Origin of the sequence: Kitasatospora sp. NPDC002227 (assembly GCF_040296285.1) — a bacterium.
In the GTDB taxonomy this organism is placed as follows: domain Bacteria; phylum Actinomycetota; class Actinomycetes; order Streptomycetales; family Streptomycetaceae; genus Kitasatospora.
On the sequence record NZ_JBEOWY010000037.1, the window covers coordinates 39,554 to 61,741 of the forward strand.

The window sequence follows — 22,188 nt, forward strand, 5'->3', positions numbered from 1 at the left end:
GTCTCCTTCGGGAGGGCCCGGGCCCGGTCAGCCGGGGACGGGGGTGTTGAAGAGGTCGAAGCTGCGCCGGGTGGCGTGCCGCAGCTGGATCTCGTGGCCGATCCGCAGGGCGCACTCGGCCGGCAGCTCGACGGGGGCGGCGCCGAGCCGGCGGGCGACCTGCTGCAGGGCGGCGGCGGCCCAGGAGGCGTCGGCCAGGAACGGGTCGTCCCCGCCCTGGGCGTGCAGCCAGACGCCGAGCACGGCGGCCCCGGCGAGCAGCAGCGCGTACCGGTCGAGCACCGCGAAGCAGGCGGCGCCGCCGGGCAGCGCGCGGCCGTCGCCGGTCAGGGCGAGCACCCGCTCGCGCAGTTCGCGCAGCTCCCCGGTGAGCAGCAGGGCCAGTTCGCGCAGCGCGCGCTCGGCCGGGCCCTGCCCGGGGATCCGCTCGGCGGCGGTGACGAGTGCGGCGGTCAGGCTGTCGCGCCCGCAGGCCAGGCTGAGCGCCGCGGTGTCCAGCGGCGGCAGCGGCCCGTGCGGCCGGAACAGCTCGGGCGGCGCCGGCTCCTCCTGGAACCAGGAGCGGGCGGCCAGCCGGGGCAGCTGCGGGATGACGGTGGCCTGGCAGGCCACCGTGCCCGCGTGGCCGAGGGTGAGCACCGGCACGTCCCGGATGTGCTTGCGGAAGATCCCCCGGCTGCCCTCCTCGGTGTGGAAGCCGGAGCCGAGCACGACGGACAGGTCGTACATGGTGGCGATCGGCAGCTGCGGCAGCAGGTACTTGAGCGCCGCCGAGTAGACGCTGGTCTCGGCCGGGCGCAGGTGCAGCGCCCGGGTGGCGACCACCGCGAGGCTGTCGTAGAGCAGCAGGTTGACGAAGGCTCCGGTGAAGGCGGCCGCGGTGGTGGCCTGGTCGTTGCCCGCGGTGCGCCGTCCGCTCGCGCGGCTCTCCTGGTCGAAGCTGAGCGCGGTGCGCAGGTTGGTGTCCACGGCGGCCACCGCGACGGCGCTGACCACGGTGCGGCTGATCTGGAAGGAGCGCAGCGCGGTGGCGATGCCACTGCCCTGCTCGCCCAGCAGTGCCTCGGCCGGGATCGGGCAGTCCCGGAACTCCAGCCCGGCGAAGCGCAGTCCGCGCAGGCCCACCGCCAGGTGCCGGGGCAGGACGGTGGCGTGCTCGCTCGGCAGCTCGGCTGGGTCGAGCAGCAGCACCGAGTGGCTGCGGCTGCCCGGCGCCGGGTCGGTGCGGCAGAACAGCACCAGTGCCTCGGCCCGCTCCAGGTTGGAGATCACCGGCTTGGCGCCGTCCAGCCGGAAGCCGCCCGGCACCTGGCGGGCGGTCATCTGGCTGCGGACGTAGTCGTTGCTGTGCGCGGTCTCGTGCTGGGCGATGGTGGCCCGGGCGCCGCCGAGCATCCGGCCCGCCAGCCACTGCTGCTGGTGCGCGGTGCCGGTGGTCCAGACGTCGTTGGCCGCCATGTAGCTGAGCATCCCGTAGCCCATGCCGAGGCCCACGTCGCGCCGGAAGACCGGCCGCAGCATCCGGACCAGGTGGTCCATCCGCTCCAGCCGGCCGCCGAGCGCGCGCGGGACGAACTCGTGGTGCAGGGCGAGCGCGTCGAGCGCGGCCTCGCCCTCGGTGAACGGCACGGCCGCCCGGTCGGCCCGCATCAGCGCGGCGAAGCCGAGCGGGTTGCCGGGGTCGGTCGGGTCGCCGAGCTTCTCCTCCAACTCCTCGGCCCGGTGGAAGAGTTCGGTGCTCGGTGCGGCAACGGTCACGGGCGGGCCCCCTCGGCGGTGAGCGGTGAGAGCAGGTCGTCGCCGAGCGCCAGCGCGCGGGAGCGGACCAGCTCGTGCACCGGCGGGCTGAGCACCTCGTACTCGCCGCGCAGCGCGCCGGACAGGAAGAGCTCGCGCATCGCGGTCCGCTGGACCTTGCCACTCGTAGTGCGCCGCACCGTCCCGGCCGGCACAAGGAGCACGTTGCCGGCCGGGATGCTGAACTCGCGGCCGATCAACGCCTGGATGGAGTTGGCCAGTTGGCGCAGCGTCTGCCGGTCGGCGCCGGTGGACCTGACCTCCTGGACCAGCACCAGCTGCTCGCGCCCGGCCTCCACCGCGAAGGCGGCGCCCACGCCGAGCGTCAGCACCGGGCTGACGCTGCGGGCGGCCCACTCGATGTCCTGCGGGTAGATGTTGCGGCCGTTGAGGATCACCACCTCCTTGAGCCGCCCGGTGACGTACAGCTCGCCGTGCTCCAGCGTGCCGAGGTCGCCGGTGCGCAGGTAGGGGCCCTCGCCGTCGGCCGTCACGGCGCCGAAGGTGAGCTCGCTCTCGGTGGGGCGCTGCCAGTAGCCGCGGGCCACGCTGTCACCGCGCAGCCAGATCTCGCCGATCGCGCCGTCCGGCAGCACCAGGCGGGTGATCGGGTCGACGATCCGGGCGCTCAGGCCGACCGGCTGTCCGCAGCCCACCAGGGTGCGGGCCGGGGCGTCGGCCGCGGCGGGCAGCAGCTGGTCGTACTCCAGCGCGGCCTGGCTGACCACCCGCTCGTGGTGCGCGGTGCCGGGCCGGCCGCCGGAGACCACCAGGGTGGCCTCGGCCAGGCCGTAGGCGGGGAAGAGCGCCTCGGGGCGCAGCCCGGCGGGGGCGAAGCGCTCGGCGAAGGCGCGCAGGCTCTCGGCCCGCACCGGCTCGGCGCCGTTGAGCGCCAGGCGCCAGCGGCTCAGGTCGAGCCCGGCCAGCTGCTCGTCGCCGATCCGCCGGACACACAGGTCGTAGCAGAAGTTGGGGCCGCCGGCCACGGTCACGCCGTAGCGCTCGATCGCCTGCAGCCAGCGCAGCGGGCGGCGGATGAAGGACTCCGGGTCGACCTGCACCGACATGCTGCCGAGCAGCACCGGGTGCAGCAGGTGCGCGATCAGGCCCATGTCGTGGTAGTACGGCAGCCAGCTGCCGAAGCGGTCGGCCTCGGTGGTGCCGAGCAGGGTGCGCAGCGACTCCTGGTTGGCCAGCAGGTTCCGGTGGCTCACCATCACGCCGCGCGGCTCGGCCACCGAGCCGGAGGTGTACTGCAGGAAGGCCAGGTCGTCCGGGTGGGCGGCGGCCTCGCGCCAGTGGGCCGGGTCGCCCAGCTCGGGCAGGTCGACGGCCAGGCAGACCACGTCCTGCCGGTCGGTGCTCGCCAGCCAGAGCGAGACCTCGGGCGCCCCCTCGCTGTCCGTCAGGACGAGGCGGGCGCCGGTGTCCTGGAGCACCGAGGTGGTCCGGTGCAGGCGCTTGCCGGGCTTGCCGTGGCCGCCGTCGCCGGGCATCGGCGCGGGGACGGCGATCGCGCCCGCGTACAGGCAGGCGGCGAAGGTGGTCAGGAAGCCGGTGGTCGAGGCGTGCATCAGCAGCACCGGGCGGCCGGTGGCGCCCATCGCCTGCAGGCAGGAGGCGATCCGCCGGGCCTCCAGGTCGAGCTGTCCGTACGTCAGGTGTTCGGCCGCCGGCCCGCCCGGCGCGTCGCGCAGGTGGACGTGGACGTCCCGGTCCGGGTGCTCGGCCGCCCGGGCGCGCAGCAGCTCGGTGAACGTGTCGAATCGCGGTGCGGCCATCGCGGCATACCCCCCAGTGCTGTTCGTCCGCTGTCGGATCGTGATCCTCCGGCATCAGCGCTAAAGGGGCCCTTAAATGTCACACCCAAGTTCGAACAGGGGTGGCCAGGGGTGCCCGGCCCGGCGGCGGCCGGGTGATCCTCTCCCTCGGTAACCCGGCCACGACCGAACCAGATGGGGTGGAGCATGTCCGACACCGATCTCCGGGCGAGGACGGTCGAACTGCAGGCGGTCAAGGCGGACGCCGCGTTCGGCCCCTCGCTGGCCGCCACCGGGGCCCAGCACGGGCGCGGCAAGCTGACCGTGCGCCGTTCTGAGCCCGATTCTCGTCACCCTGAGGGGTCCGCGGGGCCCCGCTAGGGGTGGTCACCCCGCACAGCGCGCCGTTAGCTTTCCAGCCGGAGGGCCGACCGAAGGACCGCGCAGCACCACGGCTCACAACAGGCGAAGGAACCCCTGTTGACTTCCCCCCGCCCGCCAGGACGGGGATTCCCCTCAGCCTCGCAGCTGAGCCGCTGCGCGAGCGCGCTGCGGTGGGACTACTTCCTGCTTCACCGACGAACGCCTACCCGGAGTACTCCGTTGAGGTCTTACACCGTCTCCACAGGCTGCAACCGCCAGCCCGGCGGCCAGGATGTTGCGCGCTGCGTTCACGTCCCGGTCATGGGTCGCCCCGCAGCAGCACGTCCACTCACGGACATTCAGCGGCATCTTCTCGGCGACGGCGCCACAGGTGGAACACAACTTGGACGAGGGGAACCAGCGGTCGATCACGACCAGGTCCCGTCCGTACCAGCCGACCCTGTACTCCAGCATGGACCGCAGTTCGGACCAGCTCGCGTCGCCGACAGCACGAGCCAGTGCGCGGTTCTTGAGCATGCCCCGGACGGTCAGGTCCTCGATCACGATCGTTTGGTTCTCACGAACGAGCCGCGTGGTCAGCTTGTGCAGGAAGTCCCTGCGCCGGTCAGCGATCCGGGCGTACGCCCGGCCGACCTTGAGCCGGGCCTTCGCCCGGTTGGCGCCGTCGCCCGTGGCCTTGCGGGCGAGGCTCCGCTGCGCCTTGGCCAGACGCTCCCGGTCACTGCGCTCGTGCCGGGGGTTGGTGATCTTCTCCCCTGTGGAGAGCGTCACCAGACTGGTGATCCCGACGTCGACGCCCACAGCCGGGTTGACCGGCTCGGGCATCGTCGGGCGGTCTTCGCAGAGCACGGAGACGAACCAGCGTCCCGCCGCGTCCTGCGACACCGTCACTGTGGACGGTCGAGCGCCTTCGGGAAGCGGGCGGGACCACACGATGGCCAGCGGCTCGTCCATCTTGGCCAGCGTCAACCGGCCCTGTCGAAATCGGAACGCGGACGATGTGTACTCCGCGCTCTTGCGGGACTTCTTCCTACTCTTGAACTTCGGGTACTGCGCCCGCTTCTGCCAGAAGTCGGTGAACGCTCCCTGCAGATGCCGAAGCGCCTGCTGCAACGGAACCGAGGACACCTCGGAGAGATAGGCCAGTTCCTCAGCCTTCTTCCATGCCGTCAGCATCGCACTCGTGGCGTTGTAGCTGACCCGCTCCTGCCGCATCGTCCAAGCCTCAGTACGCGCCTGCAAGGCCATGTTGTAAACCTTCCGCACGCACCCGAACGTGCGCGACAGCTCGGCCGCCTGCGCATCGGTAGGGCAGAAGCGGTACTTGAACGCCCGCTTCACATGGGTGGTCGCCACAGGTCACACGTTATCACCACCGTCTGTGATCAATGATCAGCAATCAGCCACCTGGTGCGACATAGAACTGCGCCGGTGGCGGTGCAGCCATTCCCGATCCTCCCCGGCCTCCGGCAGGGGGTGCCCCGTCGCGGGCAATCCGATTCCCCCCGGCCCGAGGGCCAGGGTCTCCCTGGAGGCTCAGATGACTATTCCGGCGGGCGACCAGCTCCAGGAACAGGCCAAGACCGCCACCTTTGTGTGGCAGATGAGCGAACTCGGCGATCCGTACGCCAAGTTGCTGCTACGTCAGGTCAATCCGTACCGCTTCTGCGAGCAGGCCCGGGAGCTCGGCCCGATCCACCGCAGCAAGGTCGGCCCGTGGGTCACCGCGGACCACGCGCTGTCGCTGGGCATCCTGCGCGACCGCCGGTTCGGCGTGCGGCGGGCGGACGGCACCCGGGACTTGGCCCAGTTCACCTCGATGGACGACTCCTTCCTCAAGCTCGACCCGCCGGACCACACCCGGCTGCGCCGGATGGTCACCCCGTTCTTCGGGGCCCGCCGGTTCAACGGGCAGCGGAAGCGGATCGAGCAGCTCTGCCACGGGCTGCTCGACGCCGTCGACACCACCAAGCCGTTCGACCTGATGGACGAGCTGGTCCGGCCGCTGATGAACACCCTGGTCCGCGACCTGTTCCAAGTCCCCGAGGACGTCGCCGAGCGCTTCGACCGCAACTGCACCACCACCGGCCGGGTCTTCGAGGGCTTCGCCTCGCCCGAGCAGTACGAGGAGCTGGAGGCCGCCGTCGCTGACCTGCGCGCCGTGCTCGGCGAGCTGGTGGAGCTGCGGATGGAGCAGCCCGGTGACGACGTGGTGAGCGAGCTCCTGACGGCCTACCGCGAGGGCGGGGTCACCATGGACGAGGTGATCGGCGTGCTCGGGCTGCTCTCGATCGCCGGCACCGAGTCCACCTCGCACCTGATGGGCAACGGCGTGCTCGCCCTGCTCGAGCACCCCGACCAGTGGGAACTGCTCAAGGCAGACCCGGAGTTGGCGACCAAGGTGGTCGACGAGACGCTGCGCTACGACCCGCCGAACCAGCTGATCAGCCGGGTCGCCCACGTGGACGTGGAGCTGGCCGGCGCCCGGATCGAAGCCGGCGACTCGGTGGTCATCCTCACCGGCGGAGCCAACCGCGACCCGAAGGCCTACCCGGACCCGAACCGATTCGACCTCACCCGCGAGGGCGGCCCCGAGTCGCTCACCTTCTCCACCGGCATCCACTTCTGCCTGGGCGCGGCACTGGCCCGCACCGCGGCGGAGATCTGCTTCCGCGTCCTGGTCGACCGGGTGCCCACGCTGCACCAGGCCGGCCCGGTGCGCCGCCGGATGGCCTCCTCGATCCGCGGCCTGCACCGCTTCCCGGTGTCGGCGTAACCGCCCTTCACACGCAATCTGGACGGAATCATGGCAACCAAATCCTGGGACATCCTCAACGACAGCGGCGAGGGCGAGCTGGTGCTCGCCATCGACTACTCGGTCAACGGCCGCCGGGAGGCGGGCTTCCGCGACCTGGCCGCCAACCTCGGGGCGGGCGTGTCGATCTGGGAGACCCTGGCCCCGCCGGTCGGCGAGGAGGAGGGGCTGACCAGCGCCGACTACCTGAACCGCTGGCTGGACGAGGTCAAGGCCAGCGGCCGCCCGGTCAAGGCCGTGCTCGGGTACTGCGCCTCCAGCGCCTTCGCCAGCGCGATCGCCGACGGCATCGCCCAGTGGCAGGCCGAGGCGCCGAGGCCGGTGCTCTTCGACCCGACCCCCTCCACCGCCTGGACCATCCTGCACTTCGGCTTCTTCAAGGTGATCGAGAGCCTGACCGCCTCGCTCGCCGAGACCGACGTGGTCGAGGCCCAGAAGGCCGGCTTCGAGGCCGCCGCCCGTAACGGCGAGGACCTCGAGGTCTTCCGCACCGAGATCGTCCGGATCTACGCCGAGCTGGGCGAGAAGGCCTTCACCAAGCTGGGCCTGAACGCCGACATGGGCGGGCAGCTGGTCGCCTGGTTCCGCGGCTACGTCTCCTACCTGATCGCCGCCGCCGAGTTCACCGGCAGGTACGACCTCTCGGCCACCACGGTGATCTGCTCCTCCGCCCTCGAGGAGAGCCCCGGAGAGGTGCTCGCCGAGTACCGCTTCGACGTCGACCACTCGGACCTGCTCCGCGACAACGAAGTCGCCAAGACGGTGTCCGAGCTCCTGATCTGACTCCTCCCCAGCGTCAGATCCCGAGCGCCGAGGCCCCCGACCCCCGCGGGAGCCTCGGCGCTTCGGCCCTTCACATTCCGCTTGTCGTAAGGAGTCCCGATGCCCGCCCCGACGGCGCAGGAGATGGAAGAGTACCTCCAGACCTCGCGGTTCATCTGGTACATGGGCGCGCTCGGCGACCCGTACGCGCTGCTGCTGCGCGGCCAGGAGGACCCGTACGAGCTGTTCGAGCAGGTCCGCGCGCGCGGCCCGCTGCACCTGAGCCGCACCGGCACCTGGGTCACGGCCGACCACACGCTCGGCAACAAGATCCTGCGCGACCCGCGCTTCGGCACCCGGCGGGCCGACGGCTCCCGGGTGGCGCCGCAGTTCTCCTCCCTCGACGACTCCTTCCTCAAGCTGGACGCGCCCGACCACACCCGGCTGCGCCGGCTGTCCATCCCGCTGTTCAGCCCGAAGATGATGTCCGGCTACCGCCCGCACGTCGAGCACGTCTGCAACGAACTGCTCGACCGGCTCGACCTGGAGGGCGGCTTCGACCTGGTCCAGGACTTCGCCAAGCACCTGCCGATCGCGCTGATCCGCGGCCTGCTGGGCATCCCGGACGAGTACCGGGAGAAGTTCGACCGCTGCTGCCACGGCTCCGCGCTGGTCCTGGAGGGCTTCGTCTCGCCCGAGCAGACGGAGGAGCTGCAGCTCGCGGTGGACGGCCTGTACGAGGTGTTCAGCGACATGATGGAGCTGCGCGCCGCCGACCCCGGTGACGACGTGATCAGCCGGCTGGTCAGCGCCGAGAAGGAGGGGCTGCTGACCCGCTCGGAGTCGATCGGCGTCTGCGGCATCATCGCGGTGGCCGGCACCGAGACCACCACCAACCTGGTGGCCAACGGCACCCTGGCCCTGCTCGAGCGCCCCGAGCAGTGGGAGATGCTCCGCAAGGACCCGGACCTCGCCGCCGGCGTGGTCGAGGAGACCCTGCGCTGGGACTCCCCCGCCCAACTCGCCACCCGGGTCGCGCACTCGGAGGTGGAGATCGCCGGGCACACCCTGCCCGAGGGTGCGCTGATCGCCGTCGTGACGGCGGCGGCCAACCGCGACCCCGAGGTGTTCCCCGACCCCGACGTCTTCGACATCCACCGCAACGCCAAGAGCGAGCACCTGGCCTTCTCCGGCGGCCCGCACTACTGCCTGGGCGCCCCGCTGGCCCGGATGGAGGGCGAGGTCGCCTTCCGCACCCTGGTCGGCCGGCTGCCCGAGCTGCGCCGGACCGGACCGGTGGACCGCTGGGTCTCCGCCTCCGCGCGCGGCCTGCGGAGCTTCCCGGTGGCCGCCCGCTGAGTGGTGGCCGCCTGCCGGGCGGTGGCCGCCCGCTGAACCCCCGAACGCCCTTCGGGACCACCTTTCACTGAAGACGGAGAACGGGGACATGGACCCTCGCGAGAATCTGCAGGTCACGCGCAAGGAAGAGGCGATGTGGCTGCTGGAGCGGCTGGTGCCGGGCAGCAACGTCAACAACGTGCCCGGCGCCACCGTCCGGGTCGAGGGGCGGCTCGACCAGCAGCTGGTGCTCGCCTCGGTGAACGCGCTGCTGCGCCGCCACCCGGTGCTGCGCACCGTCTACCACGCGGACGCCACCGCCCTGCGCAAGTCGGTGCTCTCCCCGGAGCAGGCCGAACTGCCGCTGCTGGCCCGGACCCTTTCGGACGACGAACTCACCGCCGTGCTGCAGGAGTTCGTGGTCCGGACCTTCCCGCTGGACGGCACCCCGCTGGTGCGCCTGGCCCTGTTCTCCACCGAGACCGCCGACGTGCTCTGCCTCGCGGTGCACCACCTGGTCTTCGACTCCACCTCCAGCACCGTCTTCCTGGAGGAGCTGGCCCACGTCTACGACCTGGCCGCGGGCGGCCAGGACCTCGCCGCCGTCCCGGTCGAGGAGGTGCCCGCCTTCGAGGAGCGCCGCCCCGACGAGCGCAGCCTCGCCTTCTGGAAGGCCCAGCTGGACGGCTTCGACCCGGACAGCGGCGAGCTCTGGCTCGGCAGCCGGCCCGGCGGCTCCGGCACCCTGGCCGGCGACCACGTCACCCACAGCCTCTCCGCCGAGGCCTCCGCCGTGCTGCGCGGCGCCCAGCGCGCGCTGCGGGCGCCCGACGCCGTCGTACTGCTCGCCGCGTACTTCCTGCTGCTCGCCCGGCACGGCGCCGGCCCGGACTTCGCCGTCGGCCTGCCGGTCAACATCCGGGACCAGAAGGTCCAGCGGACCATCGGCTACCACGTCAACATCCTCCCGCTGCGCACCAGCGTCGATCTGAGCCTCGGCTTCAAGGACTTCGTCCGCCAAGTCCGCGACGCCTTCCTGGAGGCCGTCGCGCACGCCGACGCCCCGGTGGACGTGCTGCTCGCCGACGCGCCCCGGATCGAGGCCACCTGGCGCTCGGCGCTGTTCCGGCACGTCTTCAACTTCCTGCCCGGGCGCGGCACCCGCGAGTACCGGATCGGCGGGATGCCGGGCCGGCTGGAGATCGTCGAGACCGGCAGCAGCAAGTTCGACCTCGAATTCCTGATCGTCCCGATCGGCGAGGGCTACGAGGTCAAGGCGATCTACTCCACCGACGTGCACAGCGCCCAGGAGGTCGAGCTGCTGCTGCACCGCTACGACGAGCTGCTCACCGGCCTCGGCACCACGCCGGAGCTGCCGCTCGCGGCCGTGCCGGCCTGGTCGGCCGCCGACCGGGCGGTGCTCGACGCGGCCGGTGCGCCCGCCGCCGACGGGCCGGGCCTGGTGCCCTCGCTGGCCGCGCGGGTCGCCGCCACGCCGGAGGCCGTCGCGGTGCAGGAGCCCGGCCGCCCGGTGACCTACCGTCAGCTCTGGCAGGCCGCCCTGGCCACCCGGGCCCAGCTGGCCACCCACGGGGTGGGCGCGGCGGACACCGTGGGCCTGTGCGGCAGGCCGGGCGCGGCCCTGGTCTCGGCCGCCCTCGGGGTGTGGCTGGCCGGCGGCTCGTACCGGGTGCTCGACGCCGACGCGGTGGACCCGGACGTCAAGCTGGTGCTGGCCGAGAACGGCGACGGTGACCGACTGCCGCTGATCGACCCGGCCGAGGCCGGATTCCCGGAGCCACTGACCAGCACGCCGGACCCCGCCTCCGAGGCCTTCGGGCGGCTGACCCACCGTCATGTCGCGGTCGCCCTCTCGCACTTCTCCGAGCTGCTCGCCGCCCCCGTGGACGCGCTGTGGCGCTCGCCGCTGGCAGCGGAGAGCGCGCTGCTCGAGGTCTGGCTGCCGCTGGCCACCGGCGGGCGGATCATCCTGCCGGGCGACGGGCTCGCGGACACCCTGGCCGCCCACCCCGGCGCGCTGCTGCAGGCCTCCGCCACCGAGTGGTGGCAGCTGCTCGGCGCCGTCGAGGGCCGGCTGCTCGACCGCCCCGCCGTGGTCACCGGCGCGGCCCCCAGCCGGGCGCTCGCCGAACGGCTGCTCTCGGCCGGCGCCCGCACGCACGCGGTGCGCGGCTGGTGGGGTGCCGCGACCGCTCCGGAACGAATGTTCATTCCGCTGCCCGGTGTCCGGGCCCAGGTCACCGCGCCCGACGGCTCCGCGCTCCCGCTCGGCGTCCGGGGCGAACTGCTGGTCGGCACCGACTCCGCCCTCGCCCCCACCGGCCTGCTGGCCCGCTGGACTCGCGACGGCGGACTGGAGGTGCTCGGCGAGCTCGACCGCCGCCTGCGGCGCAAGGGCGGCGCCGTCCAGCCCGAGCAGATCGAGGAGCTGCTGGCCGAGCACCCCGCCGTGGCGGCCGCCGCCGTGCTCGAACTGGCCGGGCAGCAGCTCACCGCGCTCGTCCAGCGCGTGCCCGGCCTGCGCCAGGACGACCCGCAGCTGGTCGCCGAGCTGCAGGACCTCGCCCACGCCCGGCTCCCGCACGCCGCCGTGCCTGACCGGATCGCCGTGCTGGCCGCCCTGCCGACGACCCCGGACGGCTCGCTCGACCACGCCGCCCTGCCCGCCGCGGCCGCCGCGGCGCTCGATGCGGCAGGCGACACCGACGGCGAGCACCTGCCGCTGCTGGTCACCCTCTGGCGCGAGCTGATCGGCCGCCCGGAGCTCGACGCCGAGGCCAACTTCTTCACCAGCGGCGGCCATTCGCTGCTCGCCGCCCAGCTGGTCCAGAAGATCGAGGAGCGCACCGCCGTCCGGCTGCGCCTGGCCGACGCCTTCGAGCACCCGACGCCCACCGCCCTCGCCGCCCGGATGGCCGCGGTCGTCCGCGCCGCCTGACCGCCCCTGCCCTGTGGGGCCCGCTCACCTTTTCTTCGCCCTTGCGCCCAGGAGGACCCAGCCGTGGCCGACCTTGCCGTCCGCCCCTCGCCGGAGTGGAATCCGGCTCCCCACCCGCCCACCCGTGGCGAGACCGTGCACGAGCTGTTCGACTGGTGCGTCGAGCGGTGGCCCGATGCCGTCGCCGTCCGCCACGGCGAGCGCCGGGTGACGTACGCCGAGCTGGCCGAGGCCAGTCACGCCTACGCCGCCGAGCTGGAGCGGCAGGGCGTCGGCCCGGGCACCCTGGTGCCGGTGCTGATGCCCCGTTCGCCCGAGTTCCTCGCCGTGCTGCTCGCCGTGCTGCGGCGCGGTGCCGCGTACGCCGCGCTCGACCCGCGCTGGCCCCGGCCCCGGCTGGACTCGCTGCTGACCCGCCTCGGCGGCCCCGTCCTGGTGACCACCGAGGCGGGCCCGTGGGCGAAGCCGGTCTGGGCGCCGCCCGCGCTGGAGAGCGTCGAGGCCGGCCGCCGCCCGGGGCCGGTGCGGGTCACCGGTGACGACCCGAGCGCCGTCTTCTTCACCTCCGGCTCCACCGGCACCCCCAAGGGCGTGCTCACCGCGCACCGCGGCAACGTCCGCCTCTTCGACGACTGGGCCTTCGCGCCGGTCGGCGAGGGCGCCGTGATGCCGCAGTCCCTGGCCGCCACCTGGGACGCCTTCGGGCTGGACTCCTGGGCCGTGCTGCTCGGCGGCGGCACGATCATCATCCAGCAGGACTCGCTCGAACTGGCCCGCCGCCTGCGCGAGTTGATCGCCGAGGAGGGCGTGGACACGGTCTTCCTGCCGACCGCCGTCTTCCACCTGGTGGTGGACAGCGACCTGGACGCCTTCACCGGCCTCAAGGTGCTCGGCACCGGCGGCGAGCGGCTCTCCGCCACCCACGCCCACCGCTTCCTGACCCGCCACCCCGGCATCCCGCTGCACAACATGTACGGCCCGGTGGAGTCGACCATCGCCGCCACCGGCCACCTCGTCACCCTCGCCGACTGCGACGAGAGCGCCGGCGTCCCGATCGGCCGCCCCTACCCCGGCACCGCCGTGCACATCCTCTCGCCCGAGCAGCGGCCCTGCGCGGTCGGCGAGACCGGCGAGCTCCACCTCGCCGGAGCCGGCCTCGCCCTCGGCTACCTGGACGACCCGGAGCTGACCGCCGAGCGCTTCGTCACCCTCCCGCTCGGGCCCGGCGGCGCGCCCGTCCTGGCCTACCGGACCGGGGACTTGGGCCGCTGGTCGCCGGAGGGTGTCATCCACTTCGAGGGCCGGGCCGACCGGCAGGTCAAGCTGCGCGGCTTCCGGATCGAGCTGGACGACGTCGAGCAGGCCGCCCGTACCACCGAGGGCGTCGGCAGCTGCGCCGTCGTGCCGCTCACCGGCCCGGACGGCTCCTGCGAGGACCTCACCCTCTTCTACGTGGGCGCCCTCCCCCAGGAGCAGCTGCGCACCGCGCTGGCCGCCCGGCTGCCCGGCTACCTCGTCCCCGGCCAGATCCACCGCCTCGACCAGCTGCCCGTCCTGGAGGACCGCAAGGTCGACCGCCACACCCTCGGCTCCCTCGCCGTCCGGCTGCGCACCCAGGGCGCCACCGGTGACGCCCCCCAGGGCGCCACCGAGCAGCTGCTCGCCGACCTCTTCCGCGAGATCCTCGGCATCGCCGCCGTCCCCCGCGACATCTCCTTCTTCGCCCTCGGCGGCACCTCCCTCACCGCCGCCCAGCTGGCCGGCCGCCTCGAGCAGCAGTTCGCCACCCGCCTGCGCCTCGCGGAGATCTTCGACGCCCCCACCATCCGCGACCTCGCCACCGTCCTGGACACCGCCCGGGTCGACTGACCCCGCACCCCCTGGGGCCCCGCCGGACCGGCGGGGCCCCAGGCGTCCCACGGTGCTCAATTCCACCAAGTTGACGGTAAATCTCCATATGTGACTGTTCATCTGATAACCAGTACCTTGCCGCCGAGGGAGCTGGAGGCCACGCCGTGGCGATCATGGACAGCAAGGATCTCCGCAAGGTACTGCTCGCCCTGATCGGCGGGATCGTCGCCATCGTCGGGGCGCTCTTCGCCGTCCAGGCGGGGTACAACAACCACTGCAGCGACCACTCCGTCTGCGGTCAGAGCAACCAGGTCGGTGTGCAGCCGACCTCCTCCACGCCGATCCCCTCGGCCGCTCCCTCCACCATCTCGGTGACCGTCGGCGGGCAGCCGTGACCGCGGTGGGCGGCCGCAGACCCGCTGCCCTCGCGTTCCTTGCTCTCGCCGGCCTGCTGAACCTGAACGCCTGCACCGAGAACAGCTGCTCGGGGCAGTCCGTCTGCGGCACCCGTAACGTGCAGGGGACGGCCGCGGCCCGCCCGGGCGGCTCGCCGAGCGGGGTCGTGGTCACCCACCCGCTCGACCCCGGGAACGCCGTGCTGCCACCGGACGTGCACATCTCCGGGGAGCGGAGCAGTGCGGGCTGCACCGGCGTGAACTACTTCGCCGTGACGGCCCAGCAGTTCGAGTCCGGCGACGAGACCGGTGAGCGGCTGGTGGGGCCGGCCGCGGTGGACGTCTCCGTCCAGTCCTCCTCCCAGGAGGCCGTCCTGCTGACGGGCCTGCAGATCCACCCGCTGCACCGCGACCCGCTGCCCACCACCGGGATCCTGATCAAGACCGGGGGCTGCGGCGTCGGCCAGGCCGCCCGGCCGTTCCGCACCACCCTGGACCGGCCGGACGCGCCGATCTACGCCCAGCCCGACCCGGGCGGCCCGGACGCCTCGCCCCACCCACCGGTCACCTTCCCGTTCAAGGTCCTGCCGTCCGAGCCGGAGGTGTTCCGGCTGACCACCGACGACACCGTCTGCTTCTGCACCTACTCCATCGAGGTCGACTGGACGGTCGCGGGCAAGAACGGGCGGACGGTCCTGGACGACAGCGGCGCCGGGTACCCGGCGAGCGCGGCGGCGCCCGGCCTGCCGGCGTACGAGCTCACCGGCCCCGGCCTTCAGCTGACGGCGACGACCTTCCAGAAGCTGTTCCCGTAGCCGCGGGCGCACGGGTCACCCCTGCGGGATCGGGCCGAGGTAGGTGCCGCCGGAGGCGTCGACGGTCTGGCCGGTGATCCAGCGGCCCTGGGGGGAGGCGAGAAAGCCAACCACGTCCGCGACGTCCTCCGGGAGGCCGATCCGGCCCAGGGCGGTGATCGAGGCCAGGCCGGCCAGCGCCTGGGGGTCGCCCGTCCAGTCGGAGGTCATGTCGGTGCGGATCACCCCGGGGTTGACGGTGTTCACGGTGATCCCGCGCCGGCCGAGGCCGTTGGCGAGGGGGGCGGCCAGGCCCAGCAGTGCCGTCTTGCTCACGGTGTAGCCGATCTGGACGGGCGAGCCGACCCGGGTGGCCGCCGAGGCGACGTTCACGATCCGGCCGCCGTCGCGCAGCAGCGGCAGGGCCCGCTGGATCACGAAGACCGGCGTGCGCACGTTGACCGCCATCGCCCGGTCGAACTCCTCCTCGGTGATCTGCTCGATCGAACCGGTCAGGTGGATACCGGCGTTGTTGACCAGGACGTCCAGACCGTCCTCGCCGTGCGCGGCCAGCCCGGCGGTGAGCCCCTCGAACAGCTGGTCCAGCGCGCCCTCCTCGCCGAACCGGGCCCGAACCGCGAACGCCCGGCCGCCCGCCTTCGCGATCGACTCCACGGTCTCCGCGGCCGCCTCCTCGTTGCCGCCGTAGTGCACCGCGACCAGCGCCCCGTCGGCGGCGAGCCGCAGCGCGACGGCCCGCCCGATCCCGCGCGAGCCGCCCGTCACCAGGGCCGTCCTGCTGTGCCGCATGCTCCTAACCCTCCAGGGTCCGCAGGAAGTCGAGCAGGGCCGCGTTCACCTCGGCCGGGCGCTCCTGCTGGGTCCAGTGGCCGGTCTCCGGGAGGCGGAGGTGGCGGTGCAGCTTCGGCAGGCGGCCGAGCAGGTGGGCCAGTGCCTCCGGCGGGACCATCGCGTTGACCAGGTCCTGCTCGCCCGCCGCGTACAGAGCGGGGACTTCGACCGTCAACCCGGCGAAGGGGGCGAGGAGCTCGGCGTTCCGGTCCAGGTTGCGGTACCAGTTGAGGCCTCCGGTGAAGGCGCGGTCGCCGTGCCGGGCGTAGTCGGCGGCGAAGGCGTCGAGATCCGCTTCGGTGAGCCAGTGCGGGAGTTGCTCGGGCTCGGGGACGGTGTCGAGCAGCTTGCCGCCCTCGGGGACGATCCACGGGCGCGGCACGCCGTCGGGCTGCACCCCGCACAGGATGCGCCGCAGGCTCGAGGTCACGTCGGCTGCCAACTCGCCGTCCGCGCGACCCGGTTCCTGGAAGTAGGCCTGGTAGAAGCCCTCCCCGTACGCCTGCCGCAGGGCCCGCAGCGGCGGCGGCCCGCCGACCGGGAACGGCGGCACGCTCAGCCCGGCCACCCCGCGCACCAAGTCCGGCCGCAGCGCCGCCGTCGCCCAGGCGACGATCGCACCCCAGTCGTGCCCGACCACCACCGCCTGCTCGGCGCCCAACTCCCGGATCAGGGCCGTCACATCGCCCACCAGGTGCAGCAGCGTGTACGCGCCCACCGCCTCCGGCTGCGCACTGCGGGCGTACCCGCGCTGGTCCGGCGCGACCACCCGGTACCCGGCCGACGCCAGCGGCGCGAACTGGTGCCGCCAGGAGTACCAGCTCTCCGGGAACCCGTGCAGCAGCAGGACCAGCGGGCCCTCCCCCTGCTCCGCCAGGTGCAGCCGCACCCCGTTCACCTCGACCTGCCTGTGCTCGACCGCGTCGTTCAACTCACGCTCCCCGTCCGTGCGATGGTCCCGACACTCACCGAACGACCGGGTAACCGCTCCGAGTTCCGCAGACCTCTCGGCTCAGGCCTTCCCGCCGAACGCCGGGTAGCCCGGCAGTTCAGGGGCGTCCCAGGTGGCGGCGGTCTCGGCCAGCAGCAGCCGCACGGTGGCGGTGAAGGCCGGGTAGCCGGTCAGTTCGGCGGCGGCGTGGGACCAGCGGTGGCGCAGCACCTGGCGGCGGGTGGGGACGGGGCGGCGGGTGCGGTGCATCGGGCCGTCCTCGGGGAGGGCGCGGCGCAGCAGATGGAGGGTCGAGTCGACCGTCCAGACCACCGTGGCCTGGGCCATGCCGGCCTGCCAGAGGGTGTCCTCGGCCAGATCCCGGTACTGCGTCACCACCTCGGCGCGGTAGGTCTCCTCGATCCGGCGGGCGAGGCCGGCGGGCAGCCGGTAGACGCACCAGCAGCTGGAGAACGGCATCCGGCAGTAGGCGGCGGTCAGGAAGACGGACTCGTAGCAGGCCGCCTCGAAGTCGATCAGCCGCAGGCCGTCCGGGGTGATCAGGTTGTTGTCGGGGCAGGTGTCGCCCGGGGTGAAGCCGGGGTAGCGCTCGCCGCCGGCGGTGCCGACCAGCGTGAGCTCCTCGGCGAGCCCCGGCGGGGCGGTCAGGCCCAGCTCGGCGAGCAGGTCGAGGAAGCCGTCGATGTTCCGCAGGCTCCACGGGTCGTCGCCCCAGCTCGGCAGGCCCTGGTCGTGCCGCCGCCAGAGCTCGGCGAACTCGGCCCGCCGGGACACCGAACCGGCCGCCAGCCGGCCGAGGCCCACGGCCCATTCCAGCAGGCCGCGCTCGGCCGCCTCGGGGTCCTGGCCGAGCAGCAGGTCGGCCAGGGTCGGCGCGGTGCCGAGATCGGCCATCACCAGCAGTCGCTGCACGGGGTCGGCGGCGAGCAGCTCCGGCCCGGCCAGGCCGAGCGAGAGCCCGGCGGCTTCGCCGGAGTAGGCCCGCCGGGCGTCCTCGTCGTCGGCGAAGGACTTGACCACCACGCTGCCGCCCTCGGCCGTCCGGCAGCGCAGCACGCTGCTGCGCGGGCTGCCGCCCAGGTCGACCGGGTCCCGGAGGGGCTGACCCAGCAGGGCACCTGCGGCGCGGATGATCTCGTCCATCCGGGCATCCTGGCAGCCGGCCCGCCCATGGTCATCCGATTTAACGGATCATCAGTCATCGGTGGTGACGAGCAGCAGCGTCCCGCCGCTGCCCGGTGCCACCGCGTGCCGCACCCCGGCCGGGACCACGTACAGCTCGCCCGGCCGCACCGTCACCGCCTCGCCCGCCACCACCAGCTCCAACCGCCCGTCCAGCACCAGCAGCGCCTCGGCCTCGGCGTGCTCCTCCTCCACCACGGGCAGCTCGTCCATCCGCAGCACCTTCAGCCGGGCCGTCCCGAACTCCCCGAGCAACCGGGAACGCCAGGCCTGCGGCAACTCGGCCGCCGTCTCGAACACGTTGATCAGGCTCATGTCCGAGGACGCTACCGACCGCGCGGCGGCAGTTGGTCGACCGTTCGGCAAAATCTCGCGCCCGGCCGCCCCGGGCTCAGGACGCGGAGTTCAGCAGTGCCAGCGCCGCAGCGGTGGGGGTGTGGAGCGCGGTGTTCCGCTGACGCAGGGTGGTGATCAGGCCGGCGGCCCGCAGGATCGTGGCGTGCTGGCTGGCACCGGAAGGACCGACGTGCAGGCCGTCGGCGAGCTCGCCGGTCGTGCATCCCGGGTGTCGTGCGACGAACTCCAGGACCGCGGCCCGGGTCCGTCCCAGCAGCGCGACGAGCGGGCCCGGCACGCCGTCGGCGGGCGTCCGGGGGGCGAAGGCCGACAACGGGTCGGTGGTCTCGCTCCAGCGGGCGGCGTAGGTGACCACGGGCTGTGGCTCGGCGTCCGGTGCGATCAGCGGGTAGGTGGCGGCGAAGAACGACTACGGCAACATCTGGTACTTCGGCCGGATCTCGGGCACCGACACGACAGGCTGGATGTCCGACGCCAACCTCACCGGCTGGGGCGGGAACTTCGGCTACGAGAACTGCTGACCGGCTGCGGGGACCAGGGCCCGACCTCCGAACCACGGCGAGCGGTGTGTTCTGATGAGTCGTCAGAACACACCTGCCCACCAGGGGGAGTCACCATGGCCGAGCAGTTGCCCGCGAACGCGGTCGTCCGCATCTCGCCTGCCACCTTCGATCCGGGCCGGTTCGCCGAGGCCGACGCCGCGAACCTGCGGACCGCGGTGTACCTGGAGCCGGCGATCAAGCAGCTGCCGGGGCTGCTGCACTACTACGTCGGCGTCTCGCCCGAGGGGTCGATGGTGCACGTCAGTGTCTGGGACACCGACGAGCACGCCTCACAGCTGAGCCACCTGAAGGAGATGACCGTGGTGGCGCGGGCGGAGATGGAGGCGGCCGGGGTGACGTTCGGCCGGATCATCAACCACCCCGTCAGCTGGACCTTGTGAGTCGCCCCGTCAGCGGGGTGCCCGGATACCGTCGATGATGCGGGTCCAGCTGTCGCCGCCGTGGCCGTGCTCGATGGCGTGGTGGTAGTGCGACCGCACGGCCAGCGGGAGGGTGGGGTCCAGGCCGAGCGAGGTGCAGGTCTCGAGGATGTGGTCGGCAGTCGCTCCCATCATGGTGACCGTGCTGAGCTCGCCGGGGTGTTCGCCGGCGTCGAGCGCGGTGCCGGGGGCGGCTTCGCCGGCCCGCAGCACCGCGCCGATGGAGTCGGCGGCGAAGAGCAGTTCGGGCATTGCGGCGGCGGCCTTCATCCCGGCGGTGCCGAGCATCGCGGTGGCCTGCATCAGGCCGGACAAGGTGGTGAGGAACACCGTGAGGTGGGCCTGGTACATCAGCTGGGCCAGGCCCGGGTCCTCCCCCAGCCGCTTCGGTGTGCCCAGCAGCGCCAGCGCCGCCCGGTGGCTCTCCGGGAGCCGGTCGCGGCCGCTGTAGTAGACGGAGGACGCCGCCGTGCCGACCACCGGGGCGGGGACCATGACGCCCCCGGTGCGGAAGGCCGCGCCGTGGGACGCCGCCCAGGCCGCGGCCTCGCGTGAGCGGTCGGGGGTGTCGGAGCTGAGGTTGACCAGGGTCCGCCCGGCCAGCGAGGCCGTGGCGCTGCCGAGGATGTCGTACATCGCCCGGTAGTCGGTGAGGCTGAGGATCACGAGCTCGCTCGCCTCGACCGCCTCCGCGGGGGTCGCGGCGACTGTCGCGCCCGCGGCGACCACGCTCTCGGCGCGGGCTGCGGTGCGGTTCCAGACGGTGACGGGGTGGCCGGCGCCGAGCAGGGTGCGGGTGATCGCCCGGCCCATCGGGCCGAGGCCGATCACGGTGACGGCGAGGTGCGGGTGGCTGCTGGAGTTCTGTCGTTCGTTCACCCCTTCATCCTGGGAGCCGGCGGCTAGGCTCGGAAGTACCCACTGTTTTCTGCGGTACTTACCTTTTCGTACGGGGGTCAGCGATGTCCAAGGCGCCGAGGAGCGGGCCCTACATCTGCGGTATCGACGCCGCGCTCGACGTGGTGAGCGGCAAGTGGAAGGGCCTGATCCTGTGGGAGCTCGCCACCCACGGTGTCCGCCGCTTCGCCGAACTCCGCCGCGCCCTGCCGGGCGTGAGCGAGAAGATGCTGACCCAGCACCTGCGCGAACTCGAGGCGGACGGTCTCGTCCACCGGGAGGTCCACGCCGAAGTCCCGCCGCGGGTGGAGTACTCCCTGACCGAGCACGGCCGCACCCTCAACCAGGCGCTGGCACCCCTGGGCGCCTGGGGCAGTGCGCGGATCCGCCGCGAGGGCCACGGGACCGCAGGTCCGGTCGGGTGACGGCCGGTGCGGCGGGGCGGGCCGCAGACCTGCCCGGCGGTAGCGTCGTCAGGTGACGGGAACCCAAGCCGACCGCTCGTGGTCGGAGTCCATGCCGGCGGCCTACGACCGGTACCTGGTGCCGGTGGTCTTCCGGCCGTTCGCCGAGGACCTGACCACCCGGGCGGCGGCGCTGCGGCCCCGGCGGATTCTCGAACTGGCGGCGGGGACGGGTGTGCTGACCTCCGGCCTGCTCGCGGCGGCGCCCTCGGCGGAGGTGACGGCCACCGACCTGAACGAGGCGATGGTCACCCTCGGGTCGGCCCAGGCCCCCGGCGCCGCGTGGCGGCAGGCCGACGCCCAGCGCCTGCCGTTCCCGGACGGGTCCTTCGACCTGGTGGTCTGCCAGTTCGGCGTGATGTTCTTCCCCGACCGCATCGGGGCCTACGCCGAAGTCCGCCGGGTGCTGACGCCCGGCGGCCGGTTCCTGTTCAACACCTGGGCGCCGCTGGAGACCCACGGCTTCGAGGTGGCGCTGCAGGCCGGGTTGGACCGGGCGTTCCCTGCGGACCCGCCGCCGTTCTTCCGGGCGTTCCCGCACGGGTACGCCGACCCGACGGTGGTGGCCGCCGACCTCACGGCCGCCGGGTTCACGGTCGAGGAGGTACGGGAGGTGACGGTCCACGGCCGGGCCGAGTCCGTCGCCGACCTCGCCACCGGCTACCTCACCGGCACGCCGGTGCGCGCGGCGGTCGAGGAGCGCGGCGGCGGGCCGCAGGCGCGGGCGGTCGTCACCGAGGAGATGACGGCCCGCCTCGGCCCGGGCCCGGTCACCGCGCCGATGTCGGCGTACGTGTTCAGCGCCGTGGCCTGATGCGGACCGGGCCGCCCCGTACGGACGGGGCGGCCCGGTACGGGCACTACGGCACCAGGCGGGCCATGGTGCCCGAGATGACGCCGATCACGCGGGTGGCGTGCTGCTCGAGGTAGAAGTGGCCGCCGTCGAAGGTGTGGAGCTCGCTGGGGCCGGTGGTGTGCTGGTCCCAGGCGCGGGCCTCCTCGACGGTGGTGCGCGGGTCGTCGTCGGCGGTCAGGACGATCACCGGGGAGCCGATCTTGGCCTCGGTGCCCCGGCTGTAGCGCTCGACGGCGCGGTAGTCGTTGCGGATCGCCGGCAGCACCATGTCCAGCAGCTCCGGGTCGGCGAGGACCCGGGAGTCGGTGCCGCCGAGCTTGCTCATCTCCTTGACGATGCCCGCGTCGTCGCGCAGGTGGACGTTCTCCTCCCGCACCTTGTGCGGCGCGCGACGGCCGGAGGCGAACAGGGCCGCCGGGCTGATGCCGTCGCGCTCCTCGAGGCGGCGGGCCACCTCGAAGGAGAGGACGGAGCCCATGCTGTGGCCGAAGAAGGCGAACGGGCGGCCGTCGCGCACCAGCGGCGCGAGCGCCAGGTGGATCACGTCGGCCAGCTCGTCGATGGTGTCGATGAACGGGTCGGCCCGGCGGTCCTGCCGGCCCGGGTACTGGACGGCGAAGACGTCCAGGTCGGGCGAGAGTGCGGCGGAGACCGGGAAGTAGTAGCTGGCCGAACCGCCGGCGTGCGGGAAGCAGATCAGGCGGGCCCGGCCCTGCGGCGCCGGGTGGTAGTTGCGGAGCCAGAGGCTGCTGTCCACCACGGGAGTCGTCATCTTCGTTACCTCTCTAGCG

Annotated in this window: 22 protein-coding genes; 12 read left to right on the forward strand and 10 right to left on the reverse strand. The window is 73.1% G+C overall.

Annotated features, from left to right (window positions below; genetic code table 11):
* Positions 1–27 precede the first annotated feature (27 nt).
* Positions 28–1,758, reverse strand: coding sequence for an acyl-CoA dehydrogenase family protein (locus ABT095_RS27290; RefSeq protein ID WP_350532169.1), 1,731 nt, complete (start codon positions 1,756–1,758; stop codon positions 28–30).
* Positions 1,755–3,578, reverse strand: a complete 1,824-nt coding sequence (locus ABT095_RS27295; protein WP_350532170.1) for a fatty acyl-AMP ligase — start codon at positions 3,576–3,578, stop codon at positions 1,755–1,757. Before ABT095_RS27295 ends, ABT095_RS27290 begins: the two co-directional genes overlap by 4 nt.
* Before the next feature lie 186 nt (positions 3,579–3,764).
* Here ABT095_RS27295 and ABT095_RS27300 point away from each other — a divergent pair, with 186 nt between their 5' ends.
* Entirely contained in the window at positions 3,765–3,938 is a 174-nt protein-coding gene (locus ABT095_RS27300; RefSeq protein WP_350532171.1) for a hypothetical protein, read from the forward strand.
* Between the two features lie 135 nt (positions 3,939–4,073).
* Here the strand turns inward: ABT095_RS27300 and ABT095_RS27305 are convergent, their stop codons facing one another.
* The gene (locus ABT095_RS27305) at positions 4,074–5,297 is read right to left on the reverse strand and encodes an RNA-guided endonuclease InsQ/TnpB family protein (protein ID WP_350532172.1); all 1,224 of its coding nucleotides are present in this window, start codon (positions 5,295–5,297) and stop codon (positions 4,074–4,076) included.
* 184 nt (positions 5,298–5,481) lie between these two features.
* On the opposite strand from ABT095_RS27305, the gene ABT095_RS27310 reads away from it, so the two are divergent.
* The 7 genes from ABT095_RS27310 to ABT095_RS27340 all read left to right on the forward strand — a co-directional run bounded on the left by ABT095_RS27310 (position 5,482) and on the right by ABT095_RS27340 (position 14,876).
* Complete coding sequence (locus ABT095_RS27310; RefSeq protein WP_350532173.1) at positions 5,482–6,717, forward strand: cytochrome P450; 1,236 nt, start codon at positions 5,482–5,484, stop codon at positions 6,715–6,717.
* A 30-nt stretch (positions 6,718–6,747) separates the two neighbouring features.
* Positions 6,748–7,539 carry a hypothetical protein gene (locus ABT095_RS27315; RefSeq protein ID WP_350532174.1) on the forward strand — a complete coding sequence of 264 codons (792 nt, stop codon included), beginning with the start codon at positions 6,748–6,750 and terminating at the stop codon, positions 7,537–7,539.
* Positions 7,540–7,638: 99 nt separating this feature from the next.
* On the forward strand, positions 7,639–8,877 hold the full coding sequence (locus tag ABT095_RS27320) for a cytochrome P450 (protein ID WP_350532175.1): 1,239 nt from the start codon (positions 7,639–7,641) through the stop codon (positions 8,875–8,877).
* Between the two features lie 88 nt (positions 8,878–8,965).
* The gene (locus ABT095_RS27325) at positions 8,966–11,815 is read left to right on the forward strand and encodes a condensation domain-containing protein (RefSeq protein ID WP_350532176.1); all 2,850 of its coding nucleotides are present in this window, start codon (positions 8,966–8,968) and stop codon (positions 11,813–11,815) included.
* 63 nt (positions 11,816–11,878) lie between these two features.
* Complete coding sequence (locus ABT095_RS27330; protein WP_350532177.1) at positions 11,879–13,684, forward strand: non-ribosomal peptide synthetase; 1,806 nt, start codon at positions 11,879–11,881, stop codon at positions 13,682–13,684.
* A 146-nt stretch (positions 13,685–13,830) separates the two neighbouring features.
* A complete protein-coding gene (locus ABT095_RS27335) occupies positions 13,831–14,061 on the forward strand; it encodes a hypothetical protein (RefSeq protein WP_350532178.1) in 231 nt (76 codons plus the stop codon).
* Positions 14,058–14,876 carry a hypothetical protein gene (locus ABT095_RS27340; protein ID WP_350532179.1) on the forward strand — a complete coding sequence of 273 codons (819 nt, stop codon included), beginning with the start codon at positions 14,058–14,060 and terminating at the stop codon, positions 14,874–14,876. The genes ABT095_RS27335 and ABT095_RS27340 overlap by 4 nt, the downstream gene beginning before the upstream one ends.
* Positions 14,877–14,891: 15 nt before the next feature.
* Here ABT095_RS27340 and ABT095_RS27345 read toward each other — a convergent pair whose 3' ends face one another.
* From ABT095_RS27345 to ABT095_RS27365, 5 genes are all read right to left on the reverse strand, one after another.
* On the reverse strand, positions 14,892–15,665 hold the full coding sequence (locus ABT095_RS27345; RefSeq protein WP_350532180.1) for an SDR family oxidoreductase: 774 nt from the start codon (positions 15,663–15,665) through the stop codon (positions 14,892–14,894).
* 4 nt (positions 15,666–15,669) lie between these two features.
* On the reverse strand, positions 15,670–16,638 hold the full coding sequence (locus ABT095_RS27350; RefSeq protein ID WP_350532181.1) for an alpha/beta fold hydrolase: 969 nt from the start codon (positions 16,636–16,638) through the stop codon (positions 15,670–15,672).
* An 81-nt stretch (positions 16,639–16,719) separates the two neighbouring features.
* On the reverse strand, positions 16,720–17,802 hold the full coding sequence (locus tag ABT095_RS27355; protein WP_350532182.1) for a hypothetical protein: 1,083 nt from the start codon (positions 17,800–17,802) through the stop codon (positions 16,720–16,722).
* Between the two features lie 51 nt (positions 17,803–17,853).
* A complete protein-coding gene (locus ABT095_RS27360) occupies positions 17,854–18,156 on the reverse strand; it encodes a cupin domain-containing protein (RefSeq protein ID WP_350532183.1) in 303 nt (100 codons plus the stop codon).
* Between the two features lie 76 nt (positions 18,157–18,232).
* A complete protein-coding gene (locus ABT095_RS27365) occupies positions 18,233–18,553 on the reverse strand; it encodes a winged helix-turn-helix domain-containing protein (protein ID WP_350532184.1) in 321 nt (106 codons plus the stop codon).
* A 37-nt stretch (positions 18,554–18,590) separates the two neighbouring features.
* On the opposite strand from ABT095_RS27365, the gene ABT095_RS27370 reads away from it, so the two are divergent.
* Both ABT095_RS27370 and ABT095_RS27375 read left to right on the forward strand, forming a co-directional pair.
* Complete coding sequence (locus ABT095_RS27370; RefSeq protein WP_350532185.1) at positions 18,591–18,719, forward strand: hypothetical protein; 129 nt, start codon at positions 18,591–18,593, stop codon at positions 18,717–18,719.
* Positions 18,720–18,814: 95 nt separating this feature from the next.
* On the forward strand, positions 18,815–19,141 hold the full coding sequence (locus tag ABT095_RS27375) for a hypothetical protein (protein ID WP_350532186.1): 327 nt from the start codon (positions 18,815–18,817) through the stop codon (positions 19,139–19,141).
* Positions 19,142–19,150: 9 nt separating this feature from the next.
* Here the strand turns inward: ABT095_RS27375 and ABT095_RS27380 are convergent, their stop codons facing one another.
* Entirely contained in the window at positions 19,151–20,059 is a 909-nt protein-coding gene (locus ABT095_RS27380) for an NAD(P)-dependent oxidoreductase (protein ID WP_350532187.1), read from the reverse strand.
* A gap of 83 nt (positions 20,060–20,142) precedes the next feature.
* Between ABT095_RS27380 and ABT095_RS27385 the strand changes: the two genes are divergently transcribed.
* Together ABT095_RS27385 and ABT095_RS27390 are read left to right on the forward strand one after the other, a co-directional pair.
* A complete protein-coding gene (locus ABT095_RS27385) occupies positions 20,143–20,502 on the forward strand; it encodes a winged helix-turn-helix transcriptional regulator (protein WP_350532188.1) in 360 nt (119 codons plus the stop codon).
* 91 nt (positions 20,503–20,593) lie between these two features.
* Positions 20,594–21,355 carry a class I SAM-dependent methyltransferase gene (locus ABT095_RS27390; RefSeq protein WP_350532193.1) on the forward strand — a complete coding sequence of 254 codons (762 nt, stop codon included), beginning with the start codon at positions 20,594–20,596 and terminating at the stop codon, positions 21,353–21,355.
* A gap of 46 nt (positions 21,356–21,401) precedes the next feature.
* Here the strand turns inward: ABT095_RS27390 and ABT095_RS27395 are convergent, their stop codons facing one another.
* Positions 21,402–22,169 carry a thioesterase II family protein gene (locus ABT095_RS27395; protein ID WP_350532189.1) on the reverse strand — a complete coding sequence of 256 codons (768 nt, stop codon included), beginning with the start codon at positions 22,167–22,169 and terminating at the stop codon, positions 21,402–21,404.
* Positions 22,170–22,188 lie beyond the last annotated feature (19 nt).

Coding starts and splice junctions, on each gene's coding strand:
- ABT095_RS27295 (WP_350532170.1), bottom strand. CDS start 3,578: ATGGCCGCACCGCGATTCGACACGTTCACCGAGCTGCTGCGCGCCCGG.
- ABT095_RS27300 (WP_350532171.1), top strand. CDS start 3,765: ATGTCCGACACCGATCTCCGGGCGAGGACGGTCGAACTGCAGGCGGTC.
- ABT095_RS27310 (WP_350532173.1), top strand. CDS start 5,482: ATGACTATTCCGGCGGGCGACCAGCTCCAGGAACAGGCCAAGACCGCC.
- ABT095_RS27315 (WP_350532174.1), top strand. CDS start 6,748: ATGGCAACCAAATCCTGGGACATCCTCAACGACAGCGGCGAGGGCGAG.
- ABT095_RS27320 (WP_350532175.1), top strand. CDS start 7,639: ATGCCCGCCCCGACGGCGCAGGAGATGGAAGAGTACCTCCAGACCTCG.
- ABT095_RS27325 (WP_350532176.1), top strand. CDS start 8,966: ATGGACCCTCGCGAGAATCTGCAGGTCACGCGCAAGGAAGAGGCGATG.
- ABT095_RS27345 (WP_350532180.1), bottom strand. CDS start 15,665: ATGCGGCACAGCAGGACGGCCCTGGTGACGGGCGGCTCGCGCGGGATC.
- ABT095_RS27355 (WP_350532182.1), bottom strand. CDS start 17,802: ATGGACGAGATCATCCGCGCCGCAGGTGCCCTGCTGGGTCAGCCCCTC.
- ABT095_RS27360 (WP_350532183.1), bottom strand. CDS start 18,156: ATGAGCCTGATCAACGTGTTCGAGACGGCGGCCGAGTTGCCGCAGGCC.
- ABT095_RS27375 (WP_350532186.1), top strand. CDS start 18,815: ATGGCCGAGCAGTTGCCCGCGAACGCGGTCGTCCGCATCTCGCCTGCC.
- ABT095_RS27385 (WP_350532188.1), top strand. CDS start 20,143: ATGTCCAAGGCGCCGAGGAGCGGGCCCTACATCTGCGGTATCGACGCC.
- ABT095_RS27390 (WP_350532193.1), top strand. CDS start 20,594: ATGCCGGCGGCCTACGACCGGTACCTGGTGCCGGTGGTCTTCCGGCCG.
- ABT095_RS27395 (WP_350532189.1), bottom strand. CDS start 22,169: ATGACGACTCCCGTGGTGGACAGCAGCCTCTGGCTCCGCAACTACCAC.